22 protein-coding genes are annotated in these 26,854 nt (G+C 51.1%); 1 reads left to right on the top strand and 21 read right to left on the bottom strand.

Annotated elements, in window-relative coordinates; all coding sequences use genetic code 11:
• Window positions 1–68 precede the first annotated feature (68 nt).
• Window positions 69–1,484, top strand: coding sequence for an IS4 family transposase (locus ACRDCA_RS02120; RefSeq protein WP_438688104.1), 1,416 nt, complete (start codon window positions 69–71; stop codon window positions 1,482–1,484).
• On the opposite strand, the gene ACRDCA_RS02125 is transcribed toward ACRDCA_RS02120, so the two are convergent.
• From ACRDCA_RS02125 to traO, 21 genes are all read right to left on the bottom strand, one after another.
• Window positions 1,475–3,394 (bottom strand): hypothetical protein, encoded by a 1,920-nt coding sequence (locus ACRDCA_RS02125; protein ID WP_438688105.1) that lies wholly within the window; start codon window positions 3,392–3,394, stop codon window positions 1,475–1,477. The genes ACRDCA_RS02120 and ACRDCA_RS02125 overlap by 10 nt on opposite strands.
• On the bottom strand, window positions 3,394–5,190 hold the full coding sequence (locus tag ACRDCA_RS02130) for a hypothetical protein (protein ID WP_438688106.1): 1,797 nt from the start codon (window positions 5,188–5,190) through the stop codon (window positions 3,394–3,396). Before ACRDCA_RS02130 ends, ACRDCA_RS02125 begins: the two co-directional genes overlap by 1 nt.
• Window positions 5,187–6,380, bottom strand: a complete 1,194-nt coding sequence (locus ACRDCA_RS02135) for a tyrosine-type recombinase/integrase (protein ID WP_438688107.1) — start codon at window positions 6,378–6,380, stop codon at window positions 5,187–5,189. Before ACRDCA_RS02135 ends, ACRDCA_RS02130 begins: the two co-directional genes overlap by 4 nt.
• Before the next feature lie 71 nt (window positions 6,381–6,451).
• Window positions 6,452–7,609 carry a UvrD-helicase domain-containing protein gene (locus ACRDCA_RS02140; RefSeq protein ID WP_438688108.1) on the bottom strand — a complete coding sequence of 386 codons (1,158 nt, stop codon included), beginning with the start codon at window positions 7,607–7,609 and terminating at the stop codon, window positions 6,452–6,454.
• Window positions 7,602–9,263, bottom strand: a complete 1,662-nt coding sequence (locus ACRDCA_RS02145) for an ATP-dependent nuclease (RefSeq protein ID WP_438688109.1) — start codon at window positions 9,261–9,263, stop codon at window positions 7,602–7,604. The genes ACRDCA_RS02140 and ACRDCA_RS02145 overlap by 8 nt, the downstream gene beginning before the upstream one ends.
• Window positions 9,264–9,375: 112 nt before the next feature.
• Complete coding sequence (locus ACRDCA_RS02150; protein WP_438688110.1) at window positions 9,376–9,675, bottom strand: phospholipase D-like domain-containing protein; 300 nt, start codon at window positions 9,673–9,675, stop codon at window positions 9,376–9,378.
• Between the two features lie 40 nt (window positions 9,676–9,715).
• A complete protein-coding gene (gene trbC, locus ACRDCA_RS02155; RefSeq protein ID WP_438688111.1) occupies window positions 9,716–12,046 on the bottom strand; it encodes an F-type conjugative transfer protein TrbC in 2,331 nt (776 codons plus the stop codon).
• Window positions 12,047–12,056: 10 nt separating this feature from the next.
• Window positions 12,057–13,121, bottom strand: a complete 1,065-nt coding sequence (locus tag ACRDCA_RS02160) for a hypothetical protein (protein ID WP_438688112.1) — start codon at window positions 13,119–13,121, stop codon at window positions 12,057–12,059.
• A gap of 4 nt (window positions 13,122–13,125) precedes the next feature.
• Window positions 13,126–14,385, bottom strand: coding sequence for a secretion/conjugation apparatus DotM-related subunit (locus tag ACRDCA_RS02165; protein WP_438688113.1), 1,260 nt, complete (start codon window positions 14,383–14,385; stop codon window positions 13,126–13,128).
• A gap of 91 nt (window positions 14,386–14,476) precedes the next feature.
• Window positions 14,477–15,151 (bottom strand): plasmid IncI1-type surface exclusion protein ExcA, encoded by a 675-nt coding sequence (excA, locus tag ACRDCA_RS02170; protein WP_074032218.1) that lies wholly within the window; start codon window positions 15,149–15,151, stop codon window positions 14,477–14,479.
• Between the two features lie 18 nt (window positions 15,152–15,169).
• The gene (locus tag ACRDCA_RS02175) at window positions 15,170–15,457 is read right to left on the bottom strand and encodes a type II toxin-antitoxin system RelE family toxin (protein ID WP_223665711.1); all 288 of its coding nucleotides are present in this window, start codon (window positions 15,455–15,457) and stop codon (window positions 15,170–15,172) included.
• Window positions 15,454–15,705 carry a type II toxin-antitoxin system Phd/YefM family antitoxin gene (locus ACRDCA_RS02180; protein ID WP_074032216.1) on the bottom strand — a complete coding sequence of 84 codons (252 nt, stop codon included), beginning with the start codon at window positions 15,703–15,705 and terminating at the stop codon, window positions 15,454–15,456. The genes ACRDCA_RS02175 and ACRDCA_RS02180 overlap by 4 nt, the downstream gene beginning before the upstream one ends.
• Before the next feature lie 106 nt (window positions 15,706–15,811).
• Entirely contained in the window at window positions 15,812–17,959 is a 2,148-nt protein-coding gene (locus ACRDCA_RS02185) for a DotA/TraY family protein (protein ID WP_223665712.1), read from the bottom strand.
• Window positions 17,960–18,026: 67 nt separating this feature from the next.
• Window positions 18,027–18,536: a conjugal transfer protein TraX gene (gene traX / locus ACRDCA_RS02190; RefSeq protein ID WP_438688114.1), complete on the bottom strand. Its 510-nt coding sequence runs from the start codon at window positions 18,534–18,536 to the stop codon at window positions 18,027–18,029.
• Window positions 18,536–19,729 carry a conjugal transfer protein TraW gene (gene traW, locus ACRDCA_RS02195; protein ID WP_438688115.1) on the bottom strand — a complete coding sequence of 398 codons (1,194 nt, stop codon included), beginning with the start codon at window positions 19,727–19,729 and terminating at the stop codon, window positions 18,536–18,538. The genes traX and traW overlap by 1 nt, the downstream gene beginning before the upstream one ends.
• Before the next feature lie 14 nt (window positions 19,730–19,743).
• Window positions 19,744–22,821, bottom strand: coding sequence for an ATP-binding protein (locus tag ACRDCA_RS02200; RefSeq protein WP_438688116.1), 3,078 nt, complete (start codon window positions 22,819–22,821; stop codon window positions 19,744–19,746).
• A 25-nt stretch (window positions 22,822–22,846) separates the two neighbouring features.
• Window positions 22,847–23,791, bottom strand: a complete 945-nt coding sequence (locus tag ACRDCA_RS02205; RefSeq protein WP_438688117.1) for a hypothetical protein — start codon at window positions 23,789–23,791, stop codon at window positions 22,847–22,849.
• A gap of 63 nt (window positions 23,792–23,854) precedes the next feature.
• Window positions 23,855–24,238 (bottom strand): DUF6750 family protein, encoded by a 384-nt coding sequence (locus ACRDCA_RS02210; RefSeq protein ID WP_059202132.1) that lies wholly within the window; start codon window positions 24,236–24,238, stop codon window positions 23,855–23,857.
• Between the two features lie 24 nt (window positions 24,239–24,262).
• A complete protein-coding gene (gene traQ / locus ACRDCA_RS02215) occupies window positions 24,263–24,790 on the bottom strand; it encodes a conjugal transfer protein TraQ (RefSeq protein ID WP_065684911.1) in 528 nt (175 codons plus the stop codon).
• A 3-nt stretch (window positions 24,791–24,793) separates the two neighbouring features.
• Complete coding sequence (locus ACRDCA_RS02220) at window positions 24,794–25,579, bottom strand: hypothetical protein (RefSeq protein WP_438688118.1); 786 nt, start codon at window positions 25,577–25,579, stop codon at window positions 24,794–24,796.
• An 11-nt stretch (window positions 25,580–25,590) separates the two neighbouring features.
• Window positions 25,591–26,853: a conjugal transfer protein TraO gene (traO, locus tag ACRDCA_RS02225; protein ID WP_438688119.1), complete on the bottom strand. Its 1,263-nt coding sequence runs from the start codon at window positions 26,851–26,853 to the stop codon at window positions 25,591–25,593.
• Between the last annotated feature and the right edge of the window lies 1 nt (window position 26,854).

Here is a 26,854-nt window from a genome sequence, read left to right on the forward strand (position 1 = left end):
CATACCCTTACCCATAAGCCCAAAAGGTGGTAGTTTATTGATAAATTAACTATTATTTCAGAGGCACAATGGAAAATTGGGTTATTCAGGAACTGGAATCTCTGAATGTTGGCGACGCCAGGCTCGAAAGGCGAGTTAAGCACATTCTCAGCGTTCTTAGCCGGTCACCAAAGGAAAGCATCCCTGTATCCTGTCGCACCTGGAGTGAGACAAAGGCTGCTTACCGTTGTTTTTCCAGTGAAAAAGTATCTGCAGATAAAATAATGGCTCCTCATAAGGATAAAATTATTGAAAGAACTCGACAAGTTAAACTGGCTCTGGTTTTACAGGATACGACTGAACTAAATTATTCAGGACAAAAACAGAAGCAGGGTGTCGGACCCAGGAGGCATGAAAATGAACGTGATTTATTTATTCATCCTCAGCTGGTTGTAAGCGATTCAGGTGTTTGCTTTGGAGTTTATGATGATTATCAATGGTTCAGAAGCGAACTTAAAACACAGAGACAAAGCCGTAAAGAAATAACTAATGAATCTCTTCACAAAAAACATATCAGTGAAAAAGAAACTGGGCGTTGGGTCGAGGGTTATAAAAAGGCAACGGAGCTGGCAAGTTTCTGCCCTGACACTCATATAATCTCTGTATCAGATCGTGAAGGAGATATTTTCGACCTCTTTGAATGTGCAAAAAATGAAAGAGAATTAAAAGCTGACTGGCTCGTAAGAATGAAGAGCATTAACAGGGTTATACTGAATAAATCAGGAAAAAGAGATTCTCTACTCCTGAACGAAAGAGTAATGCAGTTACCCCCACAGCAAATAATTGAGTTTACCCTTCCTGAGGGACGAGGACAATCTTCCCGCCAGGTTCAACAGGAGTTACGTATTGCCAGATTGACTCTACATCCACCAACTGGTCGTAGAGGAAAGCTACGGTGTTCTCCAGTAACTGTAACAATATTACTTGCAAAGGAAATAAATGAACCGATTAATTCCAAGCCGCTAACATGGTGGATAATGAGCAGTATACCACCAGAAAAGCTGACTGAACCAGCACAATTAATTCAATGGTATTTATTACGCTGGCAGATTGAAATTTTCTTTAAAATATTGAAGAGCGGGTGTCAGGTTGAAAAGTTACAACTTGAGACATTTGAAAGAACAAGAAACTGCCTGGCTTTATATCTTATAATTGCATGGAGAATACTTTACCTGAGTTCACTGTATAAAACAGCCCCAATGGAACCTTGCAATCTAATTTTTGAAAAGAAAGAATTCGAATGCCTTTGGATTCTGATAGAAAATACTCCGCCACCGGAAACGGTACCAGATATAAAAACGGCAATTTTAATGCTTGCAAAATTAGGCGGATATCTGGCGAGGAAAAACGACGACCCACCAGGGCCTAAGGCTATATGGTCCGGGTTAACTCGATTAATGTTGTCAGTAAATGCAATAGAAGCAGCAAGAAATACTTATGGGTAAGGACATGGAATGCCAAACCGTGATCGATTCAGACGCCATTTTGCAACCCGCTGCAGCGGACTCAGTTTAGGTACCCGACGCATAGCCTCCGCGTCAGCGATGGCATTCTCCCAGGCGGGCTTATGCTTCGCTGATATGCAGGAATTGGCGCACCGGTCCGGATGGCAGTACGACATGACCGGAGATACCTGCGCATCCGTCTTCTCTCCTGCTAGGCACATTGCCGTTTCAGGTTCGAAAAAACAGTAATTCAGCAGACCCGGATAAAAATGCTTCGCTTTATGCCGAAGATAATACGCAACGTCATCATCCCGGCGGTCTCCGGCGCTGCCCCGAAACGCCTGCAGCATCTGCTCCCCTTTCGGCCCGGTAACGCAACCATCCACAACGTCATGCGCAACCTCATCAAGAAAATCAGCATTCGCCAGTAGCCGCTCCTGTCTCAGCAGGCTCCGCCAGGTGCTCAGGTTTTCACTGCCTGCATACCCCTCAAACGTCGCAACGTGAACATGCTTGTACTGCAGCATGCCGGCGATAACCCCGAATGGCTGCCGTGCGATATGGCGGGCAAGCGTGCGACGAAACTGACGGGTGTGGAACGGCCACGGGCCACCGTCCTCTCCCGGAGGAACGGGGTAAGACGGAAATAAGGTTGTCACATGGTCCCGGAACAGGTTGATGTATTTATTAATGACGCCCGTTTTCAGGGGCTGCCCCATGCTGTTTCTGAAGAGCACATCACCCGGGCTGGATCGGTACCAGACGGTGGCCGCCGCTATCGTTTTCAGCGCATTCGCCACCGGTGGTACAATAACCCATGTTTCCTTTCGCCCCTGCGGATCAGGGATCCCCTTGAATAGCGTTGATTTCACCTTCAGGTGCGGCTGGCCATCAGGCGTTTTTTCAGACACAACCGGCGCATCCCGGATGGCAAGGATTTCAGAAACCCGCATCCCGCTCAGCCAGGCCACGACGATATAACAGGCCGCGATAAGCATTCGCTCTTCATGGCGAAATTCCGAATAAGCAGCCCACACTTTACGCCAGGGATGACTCGTATCCGGATCGAGGGTCAGTGCAAGATTTTTAGTGAAACGTCTGAAGATATGCCCGTCAATCTCAGACTGGACCCGCTTCCGGCTGAGGCCCAGCGCCAGACGCTCGCATCGCATATCTTCCAGCCGAGTGCGCAGATGGATAATGTCTTTACTGAAAATATCGATATACCGGATGGCGTGTTTCCCCATTACCGCCAGAATGTCATCAGGAATGACCGGTGTTTTATTCTCTTCTCCCCGGTGTTTCTGAAATCCGGTGACAACGCGCGGATTTACTCCCTGCCAAGGATAAAATGAAAGTGGGACGGAAAGAACTTCTCTGTATTCCCATAGGCGCTGCAGGGTTCTCAGGATCAGGACAATCTGCAGCGTCTGCCTCTTCCCCCGGCGATCGCCTGTCTCCCAGTCCCTATTTATCATCAGATGTTCACGAAATTCATCGACCATTTCCTGGGTAACACCGGAGAAATGCCTGATGCCACGCCTGAGCAGCCAGCGGCTGAACAGGCTCAGATTACTCACGTCAATGATAACCGTGCTGGCTGATTTCCGGCGCATACCGGCGGGAGGAACCAGCAGTCGGGCGAAAGCCAGCTCTTTGGCAACCTGAATCAGGGACTGATCCGCTACGGCACTCCCTCTCTGACCGGGCGTGACATCAAAATCGAATCTCACCACCTTATTCCCCGCAGGAATGCTTGTTGCCCCGATAAGCGGAGCAACGTTCCACTCAGGATCGGAGAAACGGGTTATCACCCCATCCCCTTCCGCTATAAGGGTCTCGAGCCTGACAAAAGGCTCGGCCCGCGCCGCCGGAACGGCGGTTTCTGTCCGTTTCTGCGTGATACTCATCAGTTCCCCTTCATGGTTGCAGGGATATGAAGCACCTCATCCTGCGCAGCCATTTCCGCCAGAGAGATAATTTCTGGCCGGAACGAAGGCAGGATGGCCTCTGTGATTGCCCGCCATGGAAAACCAAAGCGCCGCTTCCATTCATCCGCGGGGAGATGCGTTCTCTGCTCCGTCAGAAAGTCCCTGAATCGGATAAGTCTGGGCAGTATCCTGGCCGTCCAGACGGCATTACGGCATGAAAAACAGGCAAACGGCCGATCGCAGGGCGTATCCGGAGGGCCATCAGGCCGGTTATAGAAGTCGCGACAGGAGGCAACGAATACGTCCTGTTCACCGGCAATCAGGCGCCGGGCTTCCGCCGCGCCTGTGCGAAGATTTTCTGATATCAGCGTGATTTCGTGCTCATCACGTTCTGGGGCAATGACCGTTCCGGCTAGGAGGATCTGAGCTTCCGTCTGCGCGGCACGGATGCTGGCCTGATGCAGCTGATGCGTTCCGGGGTTCGTTAAGTAATCGATCGTTGTCTGCATTTGTGCATGCCTCGCCCTGTCTTTAATCAGTGCCAGACTGCCGGTACGGCGGTACGCTCTGGACAGGCTGGTCACGCGAAACCGCGCGAGCTGAAGGCCCGGGAGGCCGTGTTTCTTTCCGAATGCCATCACCATCCGGGTGGTTTCACCCTGTGGAACCGTATGAACCGCTTCCGCTCGGCGGGCCAGATAAACCCACAAACTGTTTTTAATATCTGGATCATGTGTCCACTGACGTAATGAGCGGGTGATAAGTTCAACCATGCGGATAACGCGACCGGGCGACCAGATGGACGTATTCCCGTAGATTTTGGTGAATTCTTTCCGGACCGGACGTGTCTTGACGAAGCGAATACGGCAGAGCCGGGGGTCTTCAGCGGGTTCAATATCGCTCAGCTTCAGCGCCATGATGCAGTGCGGGTTTTCATCCAGAAGTGCGTGCAGCAGGATGATAAACGGCGTCAGATCCTCAATATGAGGATACAGATAGCGATAAATCTCATCTCTCGAGGGGTATCCTGCTTTCCGCTTCGCAAAAGCCGCACCCAGTGAGGTATGGGCCGATTTGTCGGTACAGGAATCCAGAAACGGGGCACCATTCATGGCATGATGCACATACCACAGAACGTTCGCCGGTGAACGCCAAGCTTCCCGCTGGTATCCGGACGGGTCTTTACCTGCTGCAATCAGCTTTTTTCCCGTTCTGAACCGGTGAATAACCGAAGCGATTTCTGCACGGCATACCCGGACTATCTTAAACATTTCCTCATCGGTATAGGGCTCCCGCCTAACGCCTGGTGTAGTCGCCAGCCGTTCGGGGAAAACCGGCACCACAAACCCGGACTGAAGTATATCGGGCCGGTTAGCCAGCAGGGCATGCAGACAGCCGCTCAGACAGTAAAATATCCCTGAACGCGAGCTCTGGGTGGGATAAGCCGACAATAACCAGGCCACAAAACGGACAAAGTGATGCGGCGTTAAATCACGGGCCGTCAGGGGGGCAGGCCAACCGCTGGCAATATCCCCGTTCAGGAAGGCGCAGAAACTACCCCACGCTGACAACACCGATCTGACGGAAGACCAGGCCGTCAGGCTGCCGTCAACCTGGGTCATATGCCAGACGGCAATCCCTGCCATTTCAGCGATAAAGGGGCGTTCAATATGCGCCCCGAGATCAAAAATTTTGCCGAAACGGACGCGCAGATCAAGTACCCCGGGGGCCAGCCAGGGCGTGTCATCATAAATGCAGTGATGTTCTGAGGTCATTGCTCATCCACCATGGGTTGTAAAGGCACCGTCCAGTTGCCCAGACTATCGTCAAGCAGCCTGTCGGCCTCCTCCAGGCAGTCGAGATAAATAAACGTCGTGGCCATACTCGCATGGCCCAGAAGCCGCTGCAGCTGCCGGAGGGGATCCCTGAGCAGTACCTGATAAGGCGGCTGTGACGGTGTTACCCATGCAGGGTCGGTCAGTAAACTCTGAATCATTGCCGTCAGCTGGTGAATAGCAAATGCATGACGCAGCATGTGGGGGGTACAGGAAACGCCTGACCGTTGTGACGCACGCCGGAAAACAGCGTGCCACCGCGCCGTTTTCATCGGCCTGCCGGACTCTGACAGCCACAGTTCTGCCGGACGTTCACAGGCGCTGTGCATGGCAACGGCATTTTCACGATCTTCTGCGATATACCGGAACACCGTGCGAAGCACGTGCACGGGAATACGGATGACGCGAACCTTCCGGCCCTTTGTTCCCCGGTGTAACGTCAGGGGAACCGTCTTTTTCCCTCGGCATTCCACGGCATCAGGATCGGGCAGGTCCCCCAGAAGCAGGCTGTTTGCCTCATTAATCCGCATCCCCGTTGAGATCAGTAAATCGGCAAAGGCACGATCCCGCTCCGCTGTTCGCGTACCGCCAAAGGCGGGCCTGAACTGAGCGAGGTATACCCTCAAGAGAAGGTAGCGAACCGGGCTGGCCGGGACTGACTCCATAATTGCTGACCTGACCTGCTGCGTACCCGGGGCGGCGGTCATGCGGCCCGACCTGATATCGCGATACGTGACGGGACTTTTGGCTATTTCTCCTGTCATGGCCGCCCACTCATAGAACCGCGTCAGCGCAGCTGCAATATTATTCCATGTTCGAGCAGATATAGGCCGCCTCTGACTAAATCTGCGCAAGGTATAGTAGGTGCGAAGTGTTCTGCGATTAACCTCTCGCCATGATAATTGATGTTGCGATAGCCAGGACAAGAACTTGGCAAGATGGTAAGAATAGGTACGCCAAGTATTAATACTTGGCGTTGATGGATCAACCAGAGATTGAAGGAAAGCATTAACTACACAATCGAATGTCCCATTGCACTCTACTATGAATGGTTGTCCGTCGATTATCCCAAGCTGATTGGCAACTTTAACTAAGTCAGGCGTCTTGCTCAAATCAGTAATTACCAACATAGAAACTTCCTATTTTTTAGGAGATAGGATTTATTACCCACTTAGTTTCGCATACTATTTAAACCATGCAATTACGCATAGGGATTTATCCAGGTTGGGAAGCGCAAGTCTTTTACTTTTTTGTCTGGCACAATAAATCCAACACTATACCTAGCTCTTGTTATTGCGACGTACATTTTATTCTGCGCCATCTCTGCATCTTCAGTAAAAGTCATCTCGCCATCTAATACAAACTGAATTTGACTCTCTGATGGTAAAATAAGCACACGATCAAAGCCCAGCCCTTTGCTACTACCAAAGGTGCAGCTACGCACATTCGTGGGCAAGATTTTTTTCCCTGAAGCTACACTCCAACGTAACACTATAGGATTATATTCTGATATATAAGAGCAGACATCAGACTCTTTAACGATGAAAACCCCAACATGATGATTTATTTCTTTTGGGATATGCGTGACTGCTGATTTGGTTTTGTCGTATGCACCCTTATGCACGGTATCTGCGATTGTGCAGATTGATTGAATACATCTCCAATTTAGCGTAAGTGATTCCTCCTGAAATCCCATGGATTTGAATGCTGCAATTTTATCGACTGCTAATTTAGGTGCTTTATGACCAAAGGTTGTATCGTAAACTGTCTGCCTAAAATCACCAACACAGCACATTGGTATCTTCATGGACTTGTTTAATATCTTTAGATTTTCATAATCCCACCCAACCAAGTCTTGTACTTCATCAAAATAAACTTTGCTATATATTTCACCAAGACGAACTGCAGCAGAATTCTGAGTTGCCTTTGCTATTCTAGTCGAGAGCTTTGCTAAAAATCCCGTATGCGCCAGAGTATTACAGCTAGTAAGAAAATGATTAGGATTATAGCTTTTGTCTTCTAATTGCTCTTTACGCCCCGGCAACATATATGTTGAACCAGCTTTAATATGAGGGTTTCGATCGTTGAAATATATGCCATCAATTCGCTGCGGAAACAGCACTTGCTGATATGGCCTCACCATGTCTTCTAGGTAAAATGAAAATAGGCCTTTAACTATAAAACGATCGCAGCTTCTACCAAACTTGGTTAAAAAACGCTGTCGCAGCTCTTGTTGGTTGCTCGTTGTGTAAGTAACAACCAGAACCTTGCCCCCGCGTTCAATCTCTTCTATCGATTCAGTGATGATTTTATTAGTTTTACCCGATCCCGCACCGGCAATGCATAGTGTCTTAACCAAAATTGAACACCTCTTGCAAGAAAAGAGGATACTTAAACGGCTTAGAGGTCTCGAATAACTTTATGGCGGAATCTACCTTCTTTTTACCTTTTCCATCACCATCCACGCTCTTAAACCAATTGACGAGAAAGTTTATTTTTTCTTCAAATGTATTCTCAGAGTTTAGCAAATTATAAGTCTGAGTTGAAAGCACTATCTTAGCGAAGCCTAAAAGCTCTTTTTCAGATGCTGAATTTGCTGAGATCATTGAAGGTTCCAACGAGAAGTCATTATTATCTTGGGATGAGACAAGTTTAATGTTTTTATATTCATCATATTCCTGTTTTACGGGGATAATATTTTTATTATAATCACCGTCATTGTCACGCAGCACATTTATTGCAGTGCCAATCTCTTTTCCAATTTCAATAAACGTCTTAAAGCCAACACCTCTCACGACAATAATATCTATTCCATCCTGTTCTGGAAGGCGCCCATTATTCTCAGTTATGTATAATTTCTTTAAAACTAATTCATCGGATGGCCCCTCCACTAAAATAACTTTTTTAGCGAGTGCCACACGTAGAGTATCGTAACCAGGTAGTCTCTTGAGAGTTTTAACTACATCTTTATCGAGAAGATGTAAGCGTGTATATGAATCATTCAATAGGCATATTTTATCAATGCTTAACTTGTTGAGTACATATGAACTATGAGTTGTTATAAACAACTGTTTACCTTCACGCTGCTCTTCAATGTTATGTACAAGTCTGCTTAGCTCGATATGAGAGAGATGGTTTTCAGGTTCCTCCATCATCAGAAGGTCAATATCTTTTGATTTATTATGGAGTGCTAGCTTTATTTGAACCTTGCTTTGCTCGCCCTTACCAACCATGTGAAATGGCACCGCATCGACTTCAAGTTGTAATGCATTCTGAAGTGCACCTACCGGCATTGTGTTTGAAGCAATAGTTAACTTTTTATCGGTGATTTTGTTGTCTGAATCGAGATCGTTATTAACCCCCCTGACTTCATCAGTATTATTAAATGATTGGAGGGTCTCCCGATAGTTAAGATTTAAGCGATATTCCTCCTCTTTGTTTAGGGCGGTATTAAGAACATTGGAAATATACTGGTTTTTACCAGATGAGGGATGGATTCGCGTAGGATCAATATAAAGAGCTCGAAATTTCTTTGTAAAAGGCTTAATTACATTCCATGAAAAGTCCATCCACTCCAATTTATAAAACTCAACTGGAATGCTTGTTATAGGCGCTCCACTATCTAAGTACTTCTGGTAAGCATCAATGAAATCTGTGTCAAAACTTGCTTTGACCTGTACTCCTTGAGTATCTTGAAAGCGGCTATTATTCGAGCCTCTATATTCAGGGACACCTTTCATATATGCCTCAATAACCAGAACTGGTAAATCCTCCGGTTTCATAGGAGATGCAAGATATGAATAAACGGCTTCTTTACTAAATAAGTCTGGAGAAAATTCTTTATTAAATGAACGACCACGGTATTGAAAGTTAAGTACAATTTCCAATGCTTCAAGAATAGTGCTTTTCCCAGCATTGTTATCGCCCACGAAAATATTTATATCTTCGTTGAACTCAAACGTTTTATCTGAGAATTTTTTGAAGTTCAATAAACGCAATGATTCTACTAGCACTTTTAGATCCCTCTGACATGCTGTCGTTAGACATGAATTTGTAATGTATCTCTTGTATGTAATCCATATAGTACTTTCTGTTATCTACATCACAATATGAAACATTGTCTCATTACACAATATAAGAGTAGTTGAACGATCCCGTCTGAGTCGTCACACCGTCAACGACCAGAAATTTATTGTGCTGAATCGCGTACCTGTCGTTTAGTCTTACCGGAATGCCCTTATGTTGTAGCCAAGTTACGGCAGAATAGCGTCCCCCGTTATCTTTGGCGTCTGCCACAACCCGCACTTTGATCCCCCGCAGACTTGCGTCGTTTAATGCCATGGCCACTTCTTTGCTGGTAAAGCTGTATGCGGCCACGTCGATAGTTTCACGTGCACTATTGATGGCTCTCAACACGTTAGTCACGGCACTTCCCCCAGGGGAAAATCCCGTAGTGATTTGTGCTTCAGAAGCTATGGTGGTCAGGGGTGTTAGTAAAATCGTCAACAAAAGCGTCGGAAGTAAAGTTCTGATACCAGTCATCATGATTTCGGTTCTCCGTGTACGGGGGGATCTCGTTCTGTGTGGGGAGGGGTGTCGGTATTACCGATTGTGCTGGCTGTTCTGCAACTGGTGAAGTGTCAGCGCCGGCGCTATTTTTGTGTGCTTCATCTATCCTTTTTTTCGATATGCGAATGTTTTCCCTCTCTTTCAGCCACTGGTAACGTCCCTGGGTTTTTTCCAGGGCGCTGATGGCCGTTTCAAACAGCAGAGCGCCGCGTTCTTCCGGGGTGTAAGTAACGTCATTGCGGTTATCGAGATCGGCGGCGATGGTAGTCAACGCCAGGAGGGTTTTGTCTGCAATACGGGCATTCAGGCGGCCGGACCATTCATCTGGTGCCCTAGTCCTGCAGATATCCAGTATATTGTTCGCGCGTTCCTGGGAGACCGGGCGACGACGAGCCGCAGCGGGCACTTCACGACACAGATCGCTGAAGTCTGGACGTCGAATCGGGACGTACCGGTTAATTTTTACCTCCAGCTTTGATATTTTCTCGTCATCCGGGATGTAAATGGAGTTGCTGCGCACCTGCTGGTCTTCGAATACGATGATGCCTTCACCAGATTTCAGTGCCTTGAGCTCGGACAGCTGGATATTGTCCCGGTCGCGGAATTCCACGCGGTCAACCTCCTGGTAGTTGCCCATTCCGGTACGGTCCATGGTTCTTTGCTCGGCGTACTGACCTGTACCACCCACGGCACGTATCATCTTCAGGGTATCTTCCGTGTCCTCTGTTTTCATGAACTGTTTGGTGCCCAGGTTGGCGTTGACTGAGTGGACTTCTTTGCTGCGATTCATCATGGCCTGAATGTCCTGGCCAAGGATGATAAGCATGAACGCCAGGGAACGTAATTGCGCTGCCAACTTATCCATCCCAGGAGCAAAGTAGTAGCCCACCTCGTCGCACAAAAGCAAAAATGGAAACTTACTGGCGAATTTCTTCACCGTTAGCGTGTGCTCCGGGGAGCCTTCAATTTTGTTACCCAAGTCTTTGGCGATGTTCATCCTGATGTCAGAGATGTAGAGCTTACCCAGGGTGGCGGCTTCGTTATCGGAGAGCTCCAGGGCGGGGATCAGGACAACCAGGGTACGGTCATTGTGCAGGATATCCTGCATATCGATATCGCCCCCGTTTTTGGGGAAAATATGGCCGTAGGTGTCGTTAAACATACTCAGCATGCGGGTGAACTGCTGGATAAGGTACCCGTGCTGGTCAAGAGCTCCCTGCGACCATTCTCCTGGGCGGTTGATGAGCTTCATATCAAAGCCGGCGAGGTTGGCCAGATAGTTCTCCATTGGCTTGAAGCCTTCTTCGTGCCAGCCTTCTTCCAGAGCTTCACGATACAGACCCACAAATTTCACCAGGGGGAGGTATGACTGGATAACAGCCTGGGTCAGCATGATGTTATCCCGTGAGCGCTTGTAACATAACGCGTAGATCAGGGCATTCATCATGGCGCGAGCTTTATCTTTCCATCCCTCATCGCTGCCGTTCCCCGCCGGCAGTAATGACTCCATCAGTTGGATGATAAATGTCGGGCTACCATAGGCGAACGGGTTTGTGCTGTTTGACTGAGGGCGGGATTTATCCCCGATCATCAGTCTTTTGAAACGGTCATCATTACCGGTGATGAAGTTCAGAACATGCCAGTCGTCTTCCTGGCCAAAGCGTCTGGCCATCGACCAGGTGGCAACCGCCAGGTCAATCTGTGCCTTACCATCCGAGATACAGCAACCACGAGCCCAGCACAGTGTATTCAGGTACAGAGAATACAACGTTTCCGTCTTGCCCCCGCCGGTGGTTGCCATAATCTGCATATGACGCAGGCTATCAGATTTAGAAAGCCATAATTCTTTACCTCTGTGACTCCAACGACCCGTACCAAGGCACAAAATACCTTCTGCTTTACTGCGCACAATTTTTGGCAAGTTGAGATTTAGCAGCGGGATATTCCAACTGAGTTCGCGATCGGTCGACAGGTCCAGGCCTCCCACATCCATTGGTATCCGGAGCGGTAGGCGAAAACGTTGATCACTAAAGGCAACCAGCATGGCAATGCTGGCGGGCAGGGAGATCAGCAGGGTCGCCTGCCATTGCACGCCAGCAATCAGAGATATCACCAGTACCAACTGAACCGTAAACGGGGCGAGCATGAATCGCTCTGTCAGCCGCCCCTGTACCTGACGGCTTATCAGCTGGCTTTCAACCGGCCCATGGCGTCCTTTTAAATCCATCGATATCTCCTCATTGTGCGCTGTTCAGGAACACCTGCAGAGCGGTATCGCTGGTCATGGCCTGCAACGGGATCAGACGGCCGTCATCGCTGATAACCGTCGGTGTGCCCGGGAGTTTGTAAAGTTCAAACGCCAGGTCGTTACGGGCCAGGGCATTCTGGCCAGCTTCGCAGGCTGAAGGTTCAGATTTTGCTTTCTTAGCCGGGTTCAGCATGCCGGCGCCAACGTCAAACAGGTCGCGCCACATGCCGGCACGCTTTTCCGCTGGCGAGCACAACAGCGGCACGACACGTTCTGCGGTTCGTGCTTTACCAATCAGCGTGACCGGGAAAATTTCAACGTTGTACTGTTCTGACAGAGCCTGAACGGTAGGTTCGAAAATGCGGCAGTTCTCGCACTCAGGATCCGCGAAGACGAACAGGGTTCGCGGATGGCCAGAAGAAAGGCTAACGGTAAATTCCTTTCTGGCGGCACCATTTTTCAGACGGGTTGCTAACATCCTGCGGGCCTCAGCCGCATCTTCTGGCGAAAGTGTGCTGCGTTGTGTCGGTGGCGTTATCTCTGCAGTGGAGGGATTAACTGGCGCTGCGATCGGGGCCGGAGTTGGTAGCGGAGGCAGCGGTCGTGTATTTGTTGCTGATTTAATCATGGAAGACAATTCGGCAGCCGCTTGCGGGGTCAGTTCTGGGTGAGGGAGTGTGCTGAGCCATGAAGCCCACGCTACGGTAAATATCGACCCGGCAAGTATCGCTCCGGCAAATTTCAGTAGGACAACGCCACGACGACGCAGGGGGGAGGACTGGGTTTCATTCATGGCCATGCGCTGTAGCGCGTCAGCCGTGATGTTCATGATGTTGTTGGCCAGCTCAGGGTCATCGGTTGAAAACAATCTGGCAAATACGTTACAGGGCTGGCGCATCCAGATGGTGTACTGCCCATTATTTTGCTCCAATGTCAGCAGATAGCGATCGGGTGAAGGACGATACAGGCTAAACAGGCTGTGACCATTAAGTCGCACCTGCAGGTGTTGGCCGTTAATTTCAATAGAGGTGTCGCAAGCTTTATGTTCTGACATGGGATTATCTCATTTTGGGGCGTAAGGAATTTACGTGGCGGTGGACATGTTGTTCAACTGACGGGGTCTGTGGTGAAGACTCATCACTGTCTTCGGCGTCATCATCGTCCTCTAGTTCATCGAGAGAAGGTCGAGCTTCCGTCGGGGTGTCATCAACGACGGCGCCAATATTTTTCAGGTCGTGTTCCAGCCCGTCTAGGGCTAGCGTCAAAATGGGTTTACTCAGTCGTACCCGATAGCGTGCAGCCAGCTTCTCCCAGTGGGAATGACTAACCACAGCGGCGCCCTCAACGAACGGCCAGGGGCGACCGGTTGACGCCAAGGCATACCAGAGTGTTCTGTCCAGACCTTTCAGCCAGCGGTAGCGCCTGATGGGAAGATGAAGGTCGTTATCATGCAACGCGGCAATAGCTGTCCGGGCATAGCGATACTGTTTGATCCAGGTCTGCGCGGCCGGTGATGCGATGACTTTCCGGAAAGCTGGATTTGCCAGAGAGAGGTTGGGGTAGCCAATTTTATTGCGATACCTGCGGTCTGACTTGAGCGTTGAACGGTTCAGCACGTCAAGCAACTGCTCAGCCTCAGACCGTTTATCAAGGAAATGCTGTAGGCCAAAGATGGTGAACATGGCGCGCTCATGGTCATTAAACTGCTCAAAGGCGTTATCAGCATCAGCGAATGGAGTGCCTAGTTGAGCGGTAAAGAGTGCCTCTGCCAGGTCGCGGCGGAGCCGATTGTTTACAACCAGCTTATGCTCGATGGCGAATTCGTCCGGTGACTGGGCGCTGCGATGCTCCTCGGGATCGACGTTCAGCAACTGGGTTTTTTTATCGCCATAGGTCAGGGCTGGAATAATCGCTGGAGAAAAACTCGACATGATGCGCGGTAGTGAATGGATGGATATATCGCGGCGGGTCCGGCTGGCCTGGTGGCGCCGAACGGCAATGATGCCGACGATGGCCAACGGGATCAGGACGACCAGCAGAATGCCGGCGGTGACATCCATCACAGCAAAGAATTCAGACCAGGTGACCGTCTCCGCGTTATTGTGAGTGGTGGCCAGCAGATTTATACGCCAGGTGGCATCAGCATGGAATCGAGGAAAGTCTGCCAGACTCCACATCCAGTAGAGTAGGGTAGTGATGTATTCAATGGTGATTTGCCGAAAGAAAAGGGCTGCGATGATCAGTGTGACAATCAGGCCGATAGCAGCCATTGTCCAGTCATTGCCTGAATGGACATCGTTGCGAGTGGGTTGCGCCATAGGAAGCCTTTGGTATTTTGCAGAAGCAAAAGAAGAGGCACCCTGAAAAGGGTGCCCCGACGTCATAAGGTTGAGTTACTGCGGGATGAAATTAGTTGGGAGGTAGGATCAGGTTAAGACCATGTTCATCGGCAATGCGTTTAGCCTGGTGCTCTACATAACCGGGAACATTGTTCTCATAAGTCCAGTCCTGGTTACGCATGGCGTTGATTTTCTCATACAACTCGTTTGCTTTACCGGTCGAGATGCTAATAGATGGAAGCTCAGGTTTGCCTGTGTAGATCGTGAGCGTTTTGCCTTCCACCTCAATTGACTTCCAGTCGTGCATGCCAAATCCCATAACACGGACATCTTTAGGCACGAAAAAGTTAAAGATGGTGGTATCTGGGTGATTAATATACAGCATCGTTCCATTTTTAGTATCGAGAGCCAGATAACTTAAACCGGTCCAACTTTTAGCTGTGTTGGATGGAGTTGCCTCATTGAAATGTTTTTCACTAAAGTAAGAGGTAAACGCCTTGATGTTTTTTTTCTGTCTAGAAATTGTTGTCAGTATAAGCGTGGCAATTAAGGCTAAAGAAACCCAAATGAAAATACTAAGTGTAATGTCAGGCTGCTGGAAGCCATAGAACTTGGCATAGGTATATATAAAAGCAGCCAGGGCAATGTGAATTGGAAGGCCGAATATAAAATACATCCCTGAAAGCGTACCCACAAAAGCTACTGGCCACTTCTTTGAATATGTATCTACATGTTTAACCGTCATATGAATCATCCTGATATTTTATTTGAGTCGTTTGTTGGCTTGGTTGTAAACTTCGCTATGTTCACGTTTTCCAACAGCAACGACGGCAATAATTAACTCATCATTAATGACCTGATAAACCAGCCTGAAGCCGGATGCGCGGAGTTTAATCTTGTAGCAATCCGGCATGCCCCTCAGCTTAGCTGAGGGTATGTGCGGGTTCTCAGTACATTTCTTTAGTTTTTTAGCAAACTGCTGCTGAATGGAACGGTCGAGACTATTCCATTCCTTAAGCGCATCAGTTCTGAACTTGACTTTGTAGGTCATACATAGCGGTCCAGATTGACATCATGCAGTGTCTGCTCCGAACGCTCCTTGACCAGGTTTGCCAGCTCCTGATCATCAATATACTCTAGCATCTGTTCGTACAGTGCCGCAGGGATACAGTAGAACGCAGGCTGATTGCGGTTCAAAATGGCGACCGGATACCCCTCTCCAGAGTTGACTGTGGCCATTGGATTCGTTTTCAGCTCGGTGATGCTGGCAGTCATGGTGCTATGAATGATGTTAGGCATGTAGCTTCCCCCGTAAAAACCGTTTTATAGGTTAAATTTTACCACTTTAAAACCTATTAACAAGTCTTTTGTGCGGTTATTGCCCAGTTTTCCTCGGGCAACAGGGTTATTTGAAGCCGTCAGAATTGCCCCCAGGTTTGTTCTGATCCATCCGTTTAATGCCTGGCGCATGGCCAGCTTTACTGCCAAATCCAGCAAACATGTTCCGTGCCGACTCAACAGCACCCTTCATCATCTGTGCCGCCTCGCGTCCGCCCAACCACGCGATGACATAATCTGGCAGGTATACTTGTAAACTGAACGCAGAAGAGACTAAGGTGGTACAAATTCGTGCGTAAATCATCAGTATACCTATGATACTGGTTAGCCCGGTGATGGAGTCTGCTTGAATATTAGCCATCGCAGGCAAGATTAATATATTGAGCAATGTCCCAATAGCAACCACAACCAGGCTGGCAAAGAAAAAGCCAAAGACCATCAATGATGGGCGAATAGCTGCATCAATCAGGAATATATAACCATAATTAGCACGACTACCTTTGTCTTCCTCCGTACCTATATGTGTTGCGGACCATAATGTTCCAGCTGTCGTACCAATAAGAACGCTTCCTAGCCATGATGTACAAGAAGTAATCCAGTAAATCAAAGGTATGAATGGAAGAAATATCGACAGGGAAAATCCGATGCTCAGTAGTATAAGCAGGATGAAGTAGACAATTGGAGCGATAGAGCCAATAACACTTTTTGCTAAATAGCCGGCACCTGATACAGCATTGACTACTTTTCCCACCCCGGTTCCATTCCCCCAGTCAACGAGCCCCTTTGCAATGGTAAATGCAGCGAAAGTCGATTGAGCCGCACCTAAGGTGTAATCGCCGATAGACTTCATTTTTAGAAGCGGGTTAACTTGACTGGAATTATTGGAGTTTTCACCATCCATAACTGAGTGAACAATGAAATTTGCAAACTTTATCCCGTAAGAGTTATTCAGTATTTTCAGCAACGTTGAGTTAGCCGATTGCCCATCATCAATGTTGTCGTTGCCAGGCATGTTTGCTGAACCCAGTGGTGGAGTAAACGTTGAGTTTTTTTTCTGAGCCAATAGGGCTGTCTTAATTTCCTCCTGCAGCCGTCCAACGCCAACTTCACCAACACTGGAAGATCCCGTGACTATAGGACTCTGATTAGCCACACTATTTACTTTTTGGTTCGCGGTGGCAAACGACTGGTACCAGGCACCTAATGAGATCCAGCCGCTCTGTTTGAGATAGGTGGCTAATTCTCCCCGGATAGCCCCTTCATTGTTGACTGCAGACGTTGCTGCGTTGATGGTGTCCTCGTATTGTCTGGCTGCCTGCTGGATTTGTGACTCGACGTCTGGAAGTTGGGACTGCCCACCATCCTGGTAGTTGAGCCAGGCGCTAACAAAGTTATCTGCACTGTTCGATAACGAGCTGTTAATCGTAGTAAACGCGGTGTTTTGTGCATTCTCCAGAGGTCCAGAGTTGATAGGAACGCTGAACGAGAACCAGGAGGTATTGTCTGTGGTCTCCGGGAGCCTGGCGCTGCCGCAGATAGCGCTGCCGTTCGTTACCCGGACTTCTCTATTGTCAGTTGAACGCTGTACCGACATGGGAGGGGTACCGCTGCTACCGTTCTGATGCATTTGCGACTGTTCAGTGTTCAGCGCGGCCTTGCAGAGATACATATCGAAAATACCGCGGGCCGCTGAGATAGTTTCGCCAGCGACCGGCTGCATAATCATTGACTGTCCTTCCATCACGGAGTCTGCGGCTTTATCAACCAGAAGGTTGGCACTGCCAATGCCCATGATGGAAGACATCCAGAGAAATGCCAGGTTGGCGATAGACCATCCGGAAGGCGTTGGAACCATGGCCATGAACCCGGCCAGAGAGGAAACGGGTGCCATCATCGTGGTGCCCCGGCCGAAAACCTTACCCCGGTTCCCGGTCAGTACGGTTGCCCGTAGCGTGACCCCCATAAACCAGATAAACGCGAGTCCAGCAATGATGCCATTGAACACACCATACAACTGGCCGATAAAGCTTACGTTCGCGGGCTGCAGCGGGTTATTTACCACATCCCCGAAGACCATGATCAGCAGTTGACGGGACAGGTCGGTGTTACGGGTTGCCGCAGAGTTTATCGTGTCAAAATTGATGTTATCAGCGAATGCTGGCAGCACCAGGCAGGCCAGCGCAAAGGCTGACGCCAGAAGAAGGTATCTTTTCATGGAGAGTTTTCCGTAGTACGGCTGAAGCGGCTCCCGGACGGGAGTCATCGAAGGGTGAAGCGACCTCTCAGCGCAGTTGCCAGCTGAAAATATCCCGTAGCCAGTGACCGGCAGCTTTCCATTCAGCAAACGTCCCGAGGTAGCGGGCCTGCAACTGCCACAGGTGGTACTGACTATTCAAGGCGCGCGCAAACATCAGCCCGGCAAATCCGACCAGCATGAATGCCATGCTCATGACTCGGACAATCAGGGTACCCGAGACAGGGCCCTCAACCATCAGCGTTGCGAATGGCAGTAACACGATGAAGATTACTGCTACACCAAAGAGCATCAGCCAGATCCGTTTGGTGCTGAGATAACGTCGTATCAGTGTCTCGTGACTCATACCACTGATTCTAATTGCCTCATCAAAGGACAGTATTTCATTAGAAACCGTCTGTTTTTCCTGCTTCAGGCGGCGGGCCTGCTCTGCCAGTTTAGTTCCTGAATATTTCATGGTCCGCAAGATGCGGGCCGTTTCTGACAGGGGAAGCAACACATTGGCGGCATACCAGGTGACTTTATAGATCTTTTTCATCAGCGGGTGGCTCCGGCTGCTGCCTGCTGCAGTTTTTGAGCGAGGCGGGGTTCATAGTACTGGGCGCTACTGAGGCTCAATTGCTGGCCAGACAGAATGGCATTCTCCTGCAACTGCTGTTTGATACCCAACAACAGGGCATTTTGCAGACTCTGTACACGAATGGATTCGCGCATCAGGTTGTCGCCATCCATCTCCTGTAGGTCGGTCAGATAGTCGGTATTGGCATATCGTCGATTGACTTCAAACGATTCGAATTCACGCAGGGACATCGTGCCGGTGCGTTTAGCCTCTGCAGACGCGTTCTGGTCATACCATGCTTTACTGGACGGGGTTTGCAAGGTTTCGGCCAGCACGTCTTTAGTGGCTTCGTTGGGCTGGCTGGCTGCGACCATGGCCAGTTGAGGCTGTTCAGCTGCACTCTGAATGGCGTCATGTTCGGTCATCATGCCAATGTATTGAAGGCCACTGTCGGTCTTCACTTCCCCTTTTTTCAGGGCACGACCCACGCTGCGACGTGATGAGTTTTTCAGGTACATCATGGCAGCATCCGTCTGCTCCTGGGTGAATGTCAGATCCGGAACCTTATCTTCTGCGCCGGCGCCGCCCAACAGTGAACGGATCTGTTTATCGCCCCCTGGCAAATCAGAGACGCCATTACACATGCTCCCCCAAGCATCGGCATCTTCTTGTGTGCAGTATTTTCGGTGTATGTCTGCCGTGGTGAACTGATCTTTTTCCGGGGCATCAGGTTTTGACGACAACGCTTTTTTAATGGAGCTGTTGCTGACGCCACCGCCCCTGGAGAGGCTGGCCTGTTTGGCACCTGCCTGACGGGCTATCTGTGAAGCTTGCCCGGAGGCAGATTCACTGCAGATGGTTTCCGGTACCGTGTAGCTGCGGCGCGCCGTCTCCAGATTTTGCGCCTGCTGCGCATACGTGGCGTATTGCTGCATGTTCTCCGTGGACTGCTGGATCATAGCGGCAATCTTGTCGTTGCCGGAGCTGATAGCCCCGCCAATTTGTTGCCCTGTCGAGAGAATACTGCCCAGGGTGGCATTGGCCGTGCTCAACTGCGGTACAACCTCTGTGGTGATAGGAATACTGCTGTTAACATTCACTGTATAGGCTGAGGCCTGAAAGGCAGACAGCACCAGCCCGCCAATACAGGCGGTAAGGACAGATTTTCTCATGGGGAATTCCTGGGTCAGATTTGCAGGCCGCGTTCGGCAATGAGTTCGCTGGCCAGACGGTTGATGACGTTGCTGTGATCCGTTTCTTTTGCTTCTTTCTGGCGAAGATCAATCAGCCTTTCCGCGCTGCCGGTTGGGAAGGCCGCTGCCAGAATGCTGCGGGCGGTAGTCCCGTCGAGTCGGTCATACAGCTGATCGCGCAGTTGTGCATCTTTCGGGGTGGAGTTCAGCGCCCACAGTTCCTTTGGCCCAAGGGTGTTTTTCAGGATTTGTACCACCCGGCCAGTCTTCAGGCGGAAGCATGCTAGAAAGTGGGTCCCGCTACCGTCGGGAGAGGCCCCGGAGCCGATATGGCGGAAGGCCTGGGCCGTGTGCGCGGGCACGCCAAAGTGCTCCGTCAGAAGCGGTAAGTCTTCGTGGCTGATCTGCATCAGATACATACTGTTAGCGGACTTCAGGATCTCTTGCGGGAAGTGATTTAAGTACTGTGAGCTGAGTACGGTGCGGATAAAGAACTTACGGTTTTCAAGATCCTGAGTGACCAGTTTGTTCATGATGAAAGGGATGTCTTTCGCATTATGGAGCTCATCATAGATTTTGGTTTTTACCTCCTGCGCCAACTGTGTCAGGCGTTCGTGATGGAAAGGACGGTACATCTCAGGCAGATGCTCCATCAACTCATTACGGTACTGTGGGAGTTCGTAATGACCGGCGGCCAACTGACCAGCGTACAGGTACATTAGGCCAGTTTTTACCTGACCTGAACGGGTTTTTCCGCCGACAACGTTGTTCAGGTCAATGGCAATTACCCGGGTATCCGAATTGAGTTCGAAAACCGTCCGGCTGGCCAGCATTTTGTAAGTACCCAGGGCATCAGACAGGCAGCGACCAATATAGGACAGAAGTGTTTCACCACTGCCGTCGCGGGTGATGGAATCGAACTGCATGCGCACATCTGCATCATTGAGGTAAACCTGCAGATCGCTCAGTTCCGGCATTGCCTGGTAATGTGCCCGGGTGGCCGCTTTTATCTCGCCCTTGGCGAACAGCATATCCCGGACCTCATACCACGTGGCTTTTTTCCACCAATGCTCATCAAATTTATGATTTAGACCTGTTTTTTCCAGTGCGGCATCAACGTCTGGTTCAAGTGTTGGTGCGTAGCGGATGGGGTCCTTATCCGCATTGTTCTCATATGCGGTATCGATGATTTTGCTCAGGATCTGCCGACAGTCCTGGGCGTTTGGGGGAATGCCGGATTCCGGATTCACACAGAGTGTTTCGCAGATATTAACCAGATATTCCTTCTCTGGAGACAGTGGGTATTTCATCCCCAACTGAACGTCGAAAGGGTTTTTGCAGTGATTACGGCTGTTTTCCAACACTAGGCCAACTGCCTCATGTTTACGTTCTAGTGGCAGAGCGTCCTGGATAAGCCGGATTACCCCCAGTGCGGAAAACCCCTTGTCCACGTAAGACAGGAACGGAAGGCGGTTCTGGCCGGAAAACAGGATCGCCTCGCTGAGTGCGCCAAGCGCGACTGATTTACCGGTACCCGGTTCACCAGCAACGATTTCGGTGAATTTTGTCTGCAGCGTACTGGCCAGTTTCACAGGAAAAATTTTTCCGTCCGGTGTGGAAAACACGATGCTGGCATCATCCGCCCAGGGCGTATTAGGACGCTGCAGGGGCAGCAGGGCGAGCGCCGCAGATAACGGTGGGAACATCATCGACGGAATACTGAGGGCGTTGGCACCGGCCAGAGTGGCCACCCAGGCACCCAATGGGTCACCGAATGTACTGGTGACCTCACAGACTCCCCAGGACTGAAGACCTTTCTGTAGCAACGTACGGTTTCGTTTGGTCGTTTCCTTTGTCCGTCCCCATGTGCTGGCGCAGATGGTCATGGCACAGACCGGATCGCTTTTACTGGCCTCCTCAAGCCATTGAACGGAGTTATATACCGGACGGAGCGGAGGAAGCAGTGCGGCCATACTCAGGACGACTTTTTTCCCTCCCAGGATTTTCAGACCGTTTGGCATCAGGTCCATCCGGATGCGCCAGGGGAGGTGACGACTCATTTTACTGAACAGCTCGCTGAAGGTTTCGGGATGCTGTGGCCCCAAAGACAGCGCCAGGGTTGCGTGCCAGTATCCATCGAGACGTACGAAGTTACCCTCCACTTTTGGCTCACTGTTGAAGAGTTGGTAGCGAAGGTGCGGTGCCAGGAGCGTGGAGTGGTCATCTCCCTTTGGCACGCCATGTGGCCAGGTGACATCACCAGGCAAGAAAGGGCGCCAGTCAGGGGAGGTACTTTCACGCTCTACCTCTTCACGGAGATCCAGCCCGAATTCGCGGGCATCCATCAAGCGAATACGTGTCCCGAAGTCACCCTGACAAAACTGGCTTTCCAGCGTGGTGACGAAGGTATCGTGACGGATCTTCAGGCCTTCCAGTTCGTGGAACAGTGGGTTCTGGCCGTATCGTGCGCCTGGGGCAGACTTCATTACGGCTTCACGCCGCTTTTCTTCATCACGAATTTCGGAGGAAGAGATCGCTTCACGCGCGGTATATACCACCAAGAAAGCGCGCTCACGGGCTACAAAGGGCGCCATTTTTTCAATGCGCTCGTCAAGGATATCCGACAGGTCGAGGCCCATACGTTTAAGCCCTCGGTACTGGTGAGACAGCAGTTTACGCAGCTCTTCCTCGGCTTTATCTGGATCACGCTCAAAGACGAAACTGAGTTTATGGCCAACGTCCTGAAATTCGCTGGTCAGCAGCGTATGCAGCCGCTGGACGTAGTTACTGAACAAGGCCTTGTCACGACGTTCTTCCTCGGTGATGGCCTGTTGTTCGTTGAACAGGCAGTAAGTTCCTTCAACTTCGAATACGCTGGCATAATGCCCTTCTTCGGTGACAAAAATATACGGTGAGGCCATTCTAGGGCGACGCTTTATGTCGTCCTCAGTGAGGCCAATGACCGTCTGCAGATCGCAGTAGCGGGTAAAGTCATGCCCCAGTGCATAGCGGGAAGCATAAGCCAGCGCTTCTTCCACCCCTTTCATCGCGGACACTAACGGGTTCTTCATGAATGTTTCTCTCTCTGAGGGGCTGTCAGGCCAGACTGTGATACTGATTGAACAGGGAAAGCCAGGTGTCCGGGGTGAGCGCGGCCGGGCCGATATGCCGGGCAAGCAGGTCCGGGTTGGGAATGAGCGCAATGTGCCGCAGGCGTTGCTGCAGGTCTTCCCGAAGCCTGACTGGCGCCTGCATCAGCGCCTGCCCAAATTCGCCAGGATGACTGGTTCCCCAAAATGATTCTGCTTCTTTGCGGTGTTCGGCCAGCCAACGAAGCACAAGAGAGGCCCCCTGTTTCTGGCGTTCATCTCCCTGCTTCCTCGCAATGACGACAGCTCTCAGCAGATGACTCAAATCGGCAGGGGCCAGCTCCGGCAGATACACCATGACTCCATCATTGGCTCCTAGTCGATTCAGATGACGACTGCAGGCGCAGACCGCACAGGCAACGCCGAGATTGTTTTCTGCCTGGTTTTCCGGATTGTTGTCCCGGAATATCAGCGAATTGTGCTTGCTCTGGTAGTGGCAGAAATCACAGCAGTCACCGGTCAGTTGCCGTGCTTGCCGACGCAGGGCCAGCGGGTAACCTGCCGATTCATGGCCCCATACCTGCTGCTCGATGCCGAAATTCACCTGCCTGCGCGGCAGTGTCAGCCTAATAAACTCGACCTTCAATTTGCTCCAACGTCGGCAGGCCTTCAGCACTTGCTCCGTTAAGGATGATGACGGCTGGTTTTTCAGCAGGTCTGTGACGGGATCCAGTGGGAGTAGTATCACATCACAGTCGTAGCCTGCTTCATGGCGGGTGATGCCACAGTGCCAGAGCTGGCTGGCCAGTGGGGTGAGTAGTTCACAGCAGGTGAGATTATCCGGTTCGTCCAGACGAATGACCGGGGCAGCCGCATCGGTTTCATAGTCGGGTAGACAGGGCTCCAGCATTACCGGATAAATCATGCTGGCGTTTTCCAGACAGGTGTTCAAGACCTGACTCCTTCTTGCTGATGGAGCCCTCCCCGGTACAAAAGAACCGGGGAGGGTGATGGATTAGCCGACGTCAACTGGGTTCAGCTTGATGGTGGTCTGGCCTTTCTTGATGAATTGGTCAATGGCGATCAGAATAAAACCGGCACCCATCGGGGTGAGGATCCAACCCCAGGTGATCTGCGGGTTTTTCTTTTTGGCCACCCAGAGACCTACACCAACCAGCACCAGACCGATACCGCCAAACTTAGCCAGTTTCAACAGGCTTTTCCCTGAGTTATCCGCACCGTCAGCCACGCTATCGAGCATGCCGAACATATCATCTGCAGCCCAAGCTGGCAGGGTGAATGTCCCTAGAATGGCGCTGAGTGTAGCGACAGCAGCAGCACGTGCTGCATGCAGAGACAGCCAAAGACGAACGGAAACGAACAGTGTGAAATTACGCATTATTACTACCTCTTTGTTGTTGAATTAATTCCAGGTGAGACCCAGTGTTTTTTGCAGTGCATTAAGTAGTTCGGGGTTACAGACCAAGAGAATGCCGGTGATGGCCATCACCAGGCCTGTAGAGACGTCTTCCCGGGCTGACAGGCCGGTGTGGCCGTCAACCAGGGAGCGCCGGGCGCGAACCACACCCATATAGAAAAACAACACGCCGACCGCACGCAGCAGCGTGAGAACGGCATCAATGGCCAGCTTGGCTTGCCCCATGGAGTCAGGGGCATAGGCAATGGCATCAAAGGAAACATCCCCGAAGTTCAGGGTATGTGCGGCTTTGTTCATCATTTGCTGCAGGGCAATCAGGGCGCCGCCTAAGCAGACCGAAACCAGCGCTTTCATCACGCTGGCCGGTTTGCCACTGCGGGACTGACGGGCCACAGAGACGAGCGTGGCGATACAACCGGCGAGACCAAACATAAAGCCGAGCGCCAAAATGAGACGGATCCCGCTGCTCTTCAGGTTGTCCGCCACGTGAACCAGGATCTGAATGGCGTCCATTCACTAGTCCTCTTGTCGGATGTTGCCTTTATCTGTCACCACAACCCGGCGTTGGATATCGATGCTGCGGATAGTCAGCCCTTGCAGGACGTCTCCGGGGCGAACGGACCAGGTGCTGCCGCTATGAGTTATCCAGGCCATACCGGGGTAGAGAGTGTGAACGCGCCAACCTTTCATACTGGCTGTGGAACCGGCGACTGCGGTGCTTTGATCCGTGCGTTTTACCCGGTGCGGCGTGGTGGTAGTTTTCGCTGACCGTGTTGCCGTTGCTGTGCTGGTGAGGGTGGCACGCTGTTGCTGTGCTCGAAGCTGCTCTTCCAATAATGCCAGTCGCCGTTCTGCATCGCTCAGGCGCCCGTTCAGTGTCGTAATCGCTTCCCGATTGGCGACACCGTATTGTCGGATTTCATCGGTCTCCTTTTCCGTTACTGTTGGCGGCATGGTGTCAGCCGTGTCCATCTGTGAAGGTGGATCAGTGTCCGTTACTTCAGGCGTGGGCGGTGTGAAAGGCGGCTCTGCGTGATTCAGCGGTGCGGTATTATCGGGAATAAATGCCTGTGGTGGTGGGGAGTCTGGCCACACGGCATAAACGGTCAGGGCAATTAACGCGGCGCCAGCAATAAGCAAGGTACTCAGGTCATACCCCATAATCTGACGCTTGCGGGGCGTCTCCTCCACCGCCGGTGGATGCGAAGCCGTGCCCTCTGTGTCGGCGTCTTCTGCCGGACCCTCTTTGGGTAGCACCGAGTCCTCCAGTTCAAGGTCAGAGTCAAAATATTCATCTTTCATGGCGTTTCTCTTCAGGGATGAGAGGCGGGGGTAAAGGTGCCAGCAGGTTGTAGCCGTACACCTGTCGGTGCGCTGTCCGTCGGTGTGTTGGTTTCCTTATCACTCTCTTTCACCGCAGACATAAAGATCACGGCGATACTCTGGCCGCGATTAACGAGAACCTGTTTAACGGGGAGTTTTTGGGCATCGCTGGCGATGACCTGGCCTGCCTGTTGCGCAGCGCCACCGAGTACGGTACCAGCGACTGCTTTACCATCAGGCATGCCAACGCGGCCTTCAAGGGTATTGAACCCGTTACTCATGATCTGAGTGTTAGCACTGGCATACAGTTGGCCCCCCAGTCCAAGGCCGTTGGCCAGCGCTGGAAGCAGAATACGTGTCGCGTATCGATTACTGACCTCGGACGCGACAGAAGACTGCAGAGTATCCGGCATCGCTGCCCAAGCATTGATACGCCAGGTATCGTTGTTCCAGCTCATGCTCGTGAAATTGATAGAAACGCCATCGCCGGCGAGTTGCACGCCATTGGCCGTGAGCGTCGCGCCGGCATAGGGACCGACTGGAATGTGCGCCAACACCTGGGACCTGGTGTTATCCGAATCAATGGCCGTATCAATCATGGCTCCAGGGCGGCTGCCGATCGGGATAACTACGCGGTTGGTACTTCCGGACTGAGGCCCTGACGAACCGTTCCTGACACTCACCGGTGTCAGGCTTTCTGTCCATCCAGAATAGGGATTGCTCTGTGCACCACCAGGGGCGTTGCCGCCAGTCTGTGCACTGGTTGCCCCAGTAGCACTGGCCAACTGTCCGGATGGTGCGCGGCGCTGGGCGACCAACTCCTTAATCAGAGCCTCTAGCGCTTTTTTCTTATCGGGATCAACGATGGCGTCCCCGGAAATCGGTGGCGGTGCATATTGCTGAACCTGTATGGGCTGCGGGTCCGGTAGCGGGGCTGGCTCCCGTGATATCGGAGGAACTTGCCTCACGGTGCCGGATTCCACCGAGGAGATGAAGCTGCCATTTGTGGCTTGGGCCTGTTGGGCGCCATCCGCATTATTTTCGCGGAGGATTTTCCGGTACTGCGCGCTTTCTGGGGCCGTTTTACCGGAGCCTCCCGCCGCTTTGTCCACGTTGATCCGGGACGCTGCCGGTGGGGGCGCACTCACCCAGGAGACCAGAAGAAAGCCGCCGGCGATCACACTGAAGATGACCGTGGCGACAATAATGACGGTTTTTTTCACGTCCCGGCTGACGTCTTTTTCGGCGGACATA

It is taken from the genome of Serratia sp. (in: enterobacteria), assembly GCF_051654945.1.
Classification (GTDB): domain Bacteria; phylum Pseudomonadota; class Gammaproteobacteria; order Enterobacterales; family Enterobacteriaceae; genus Chania.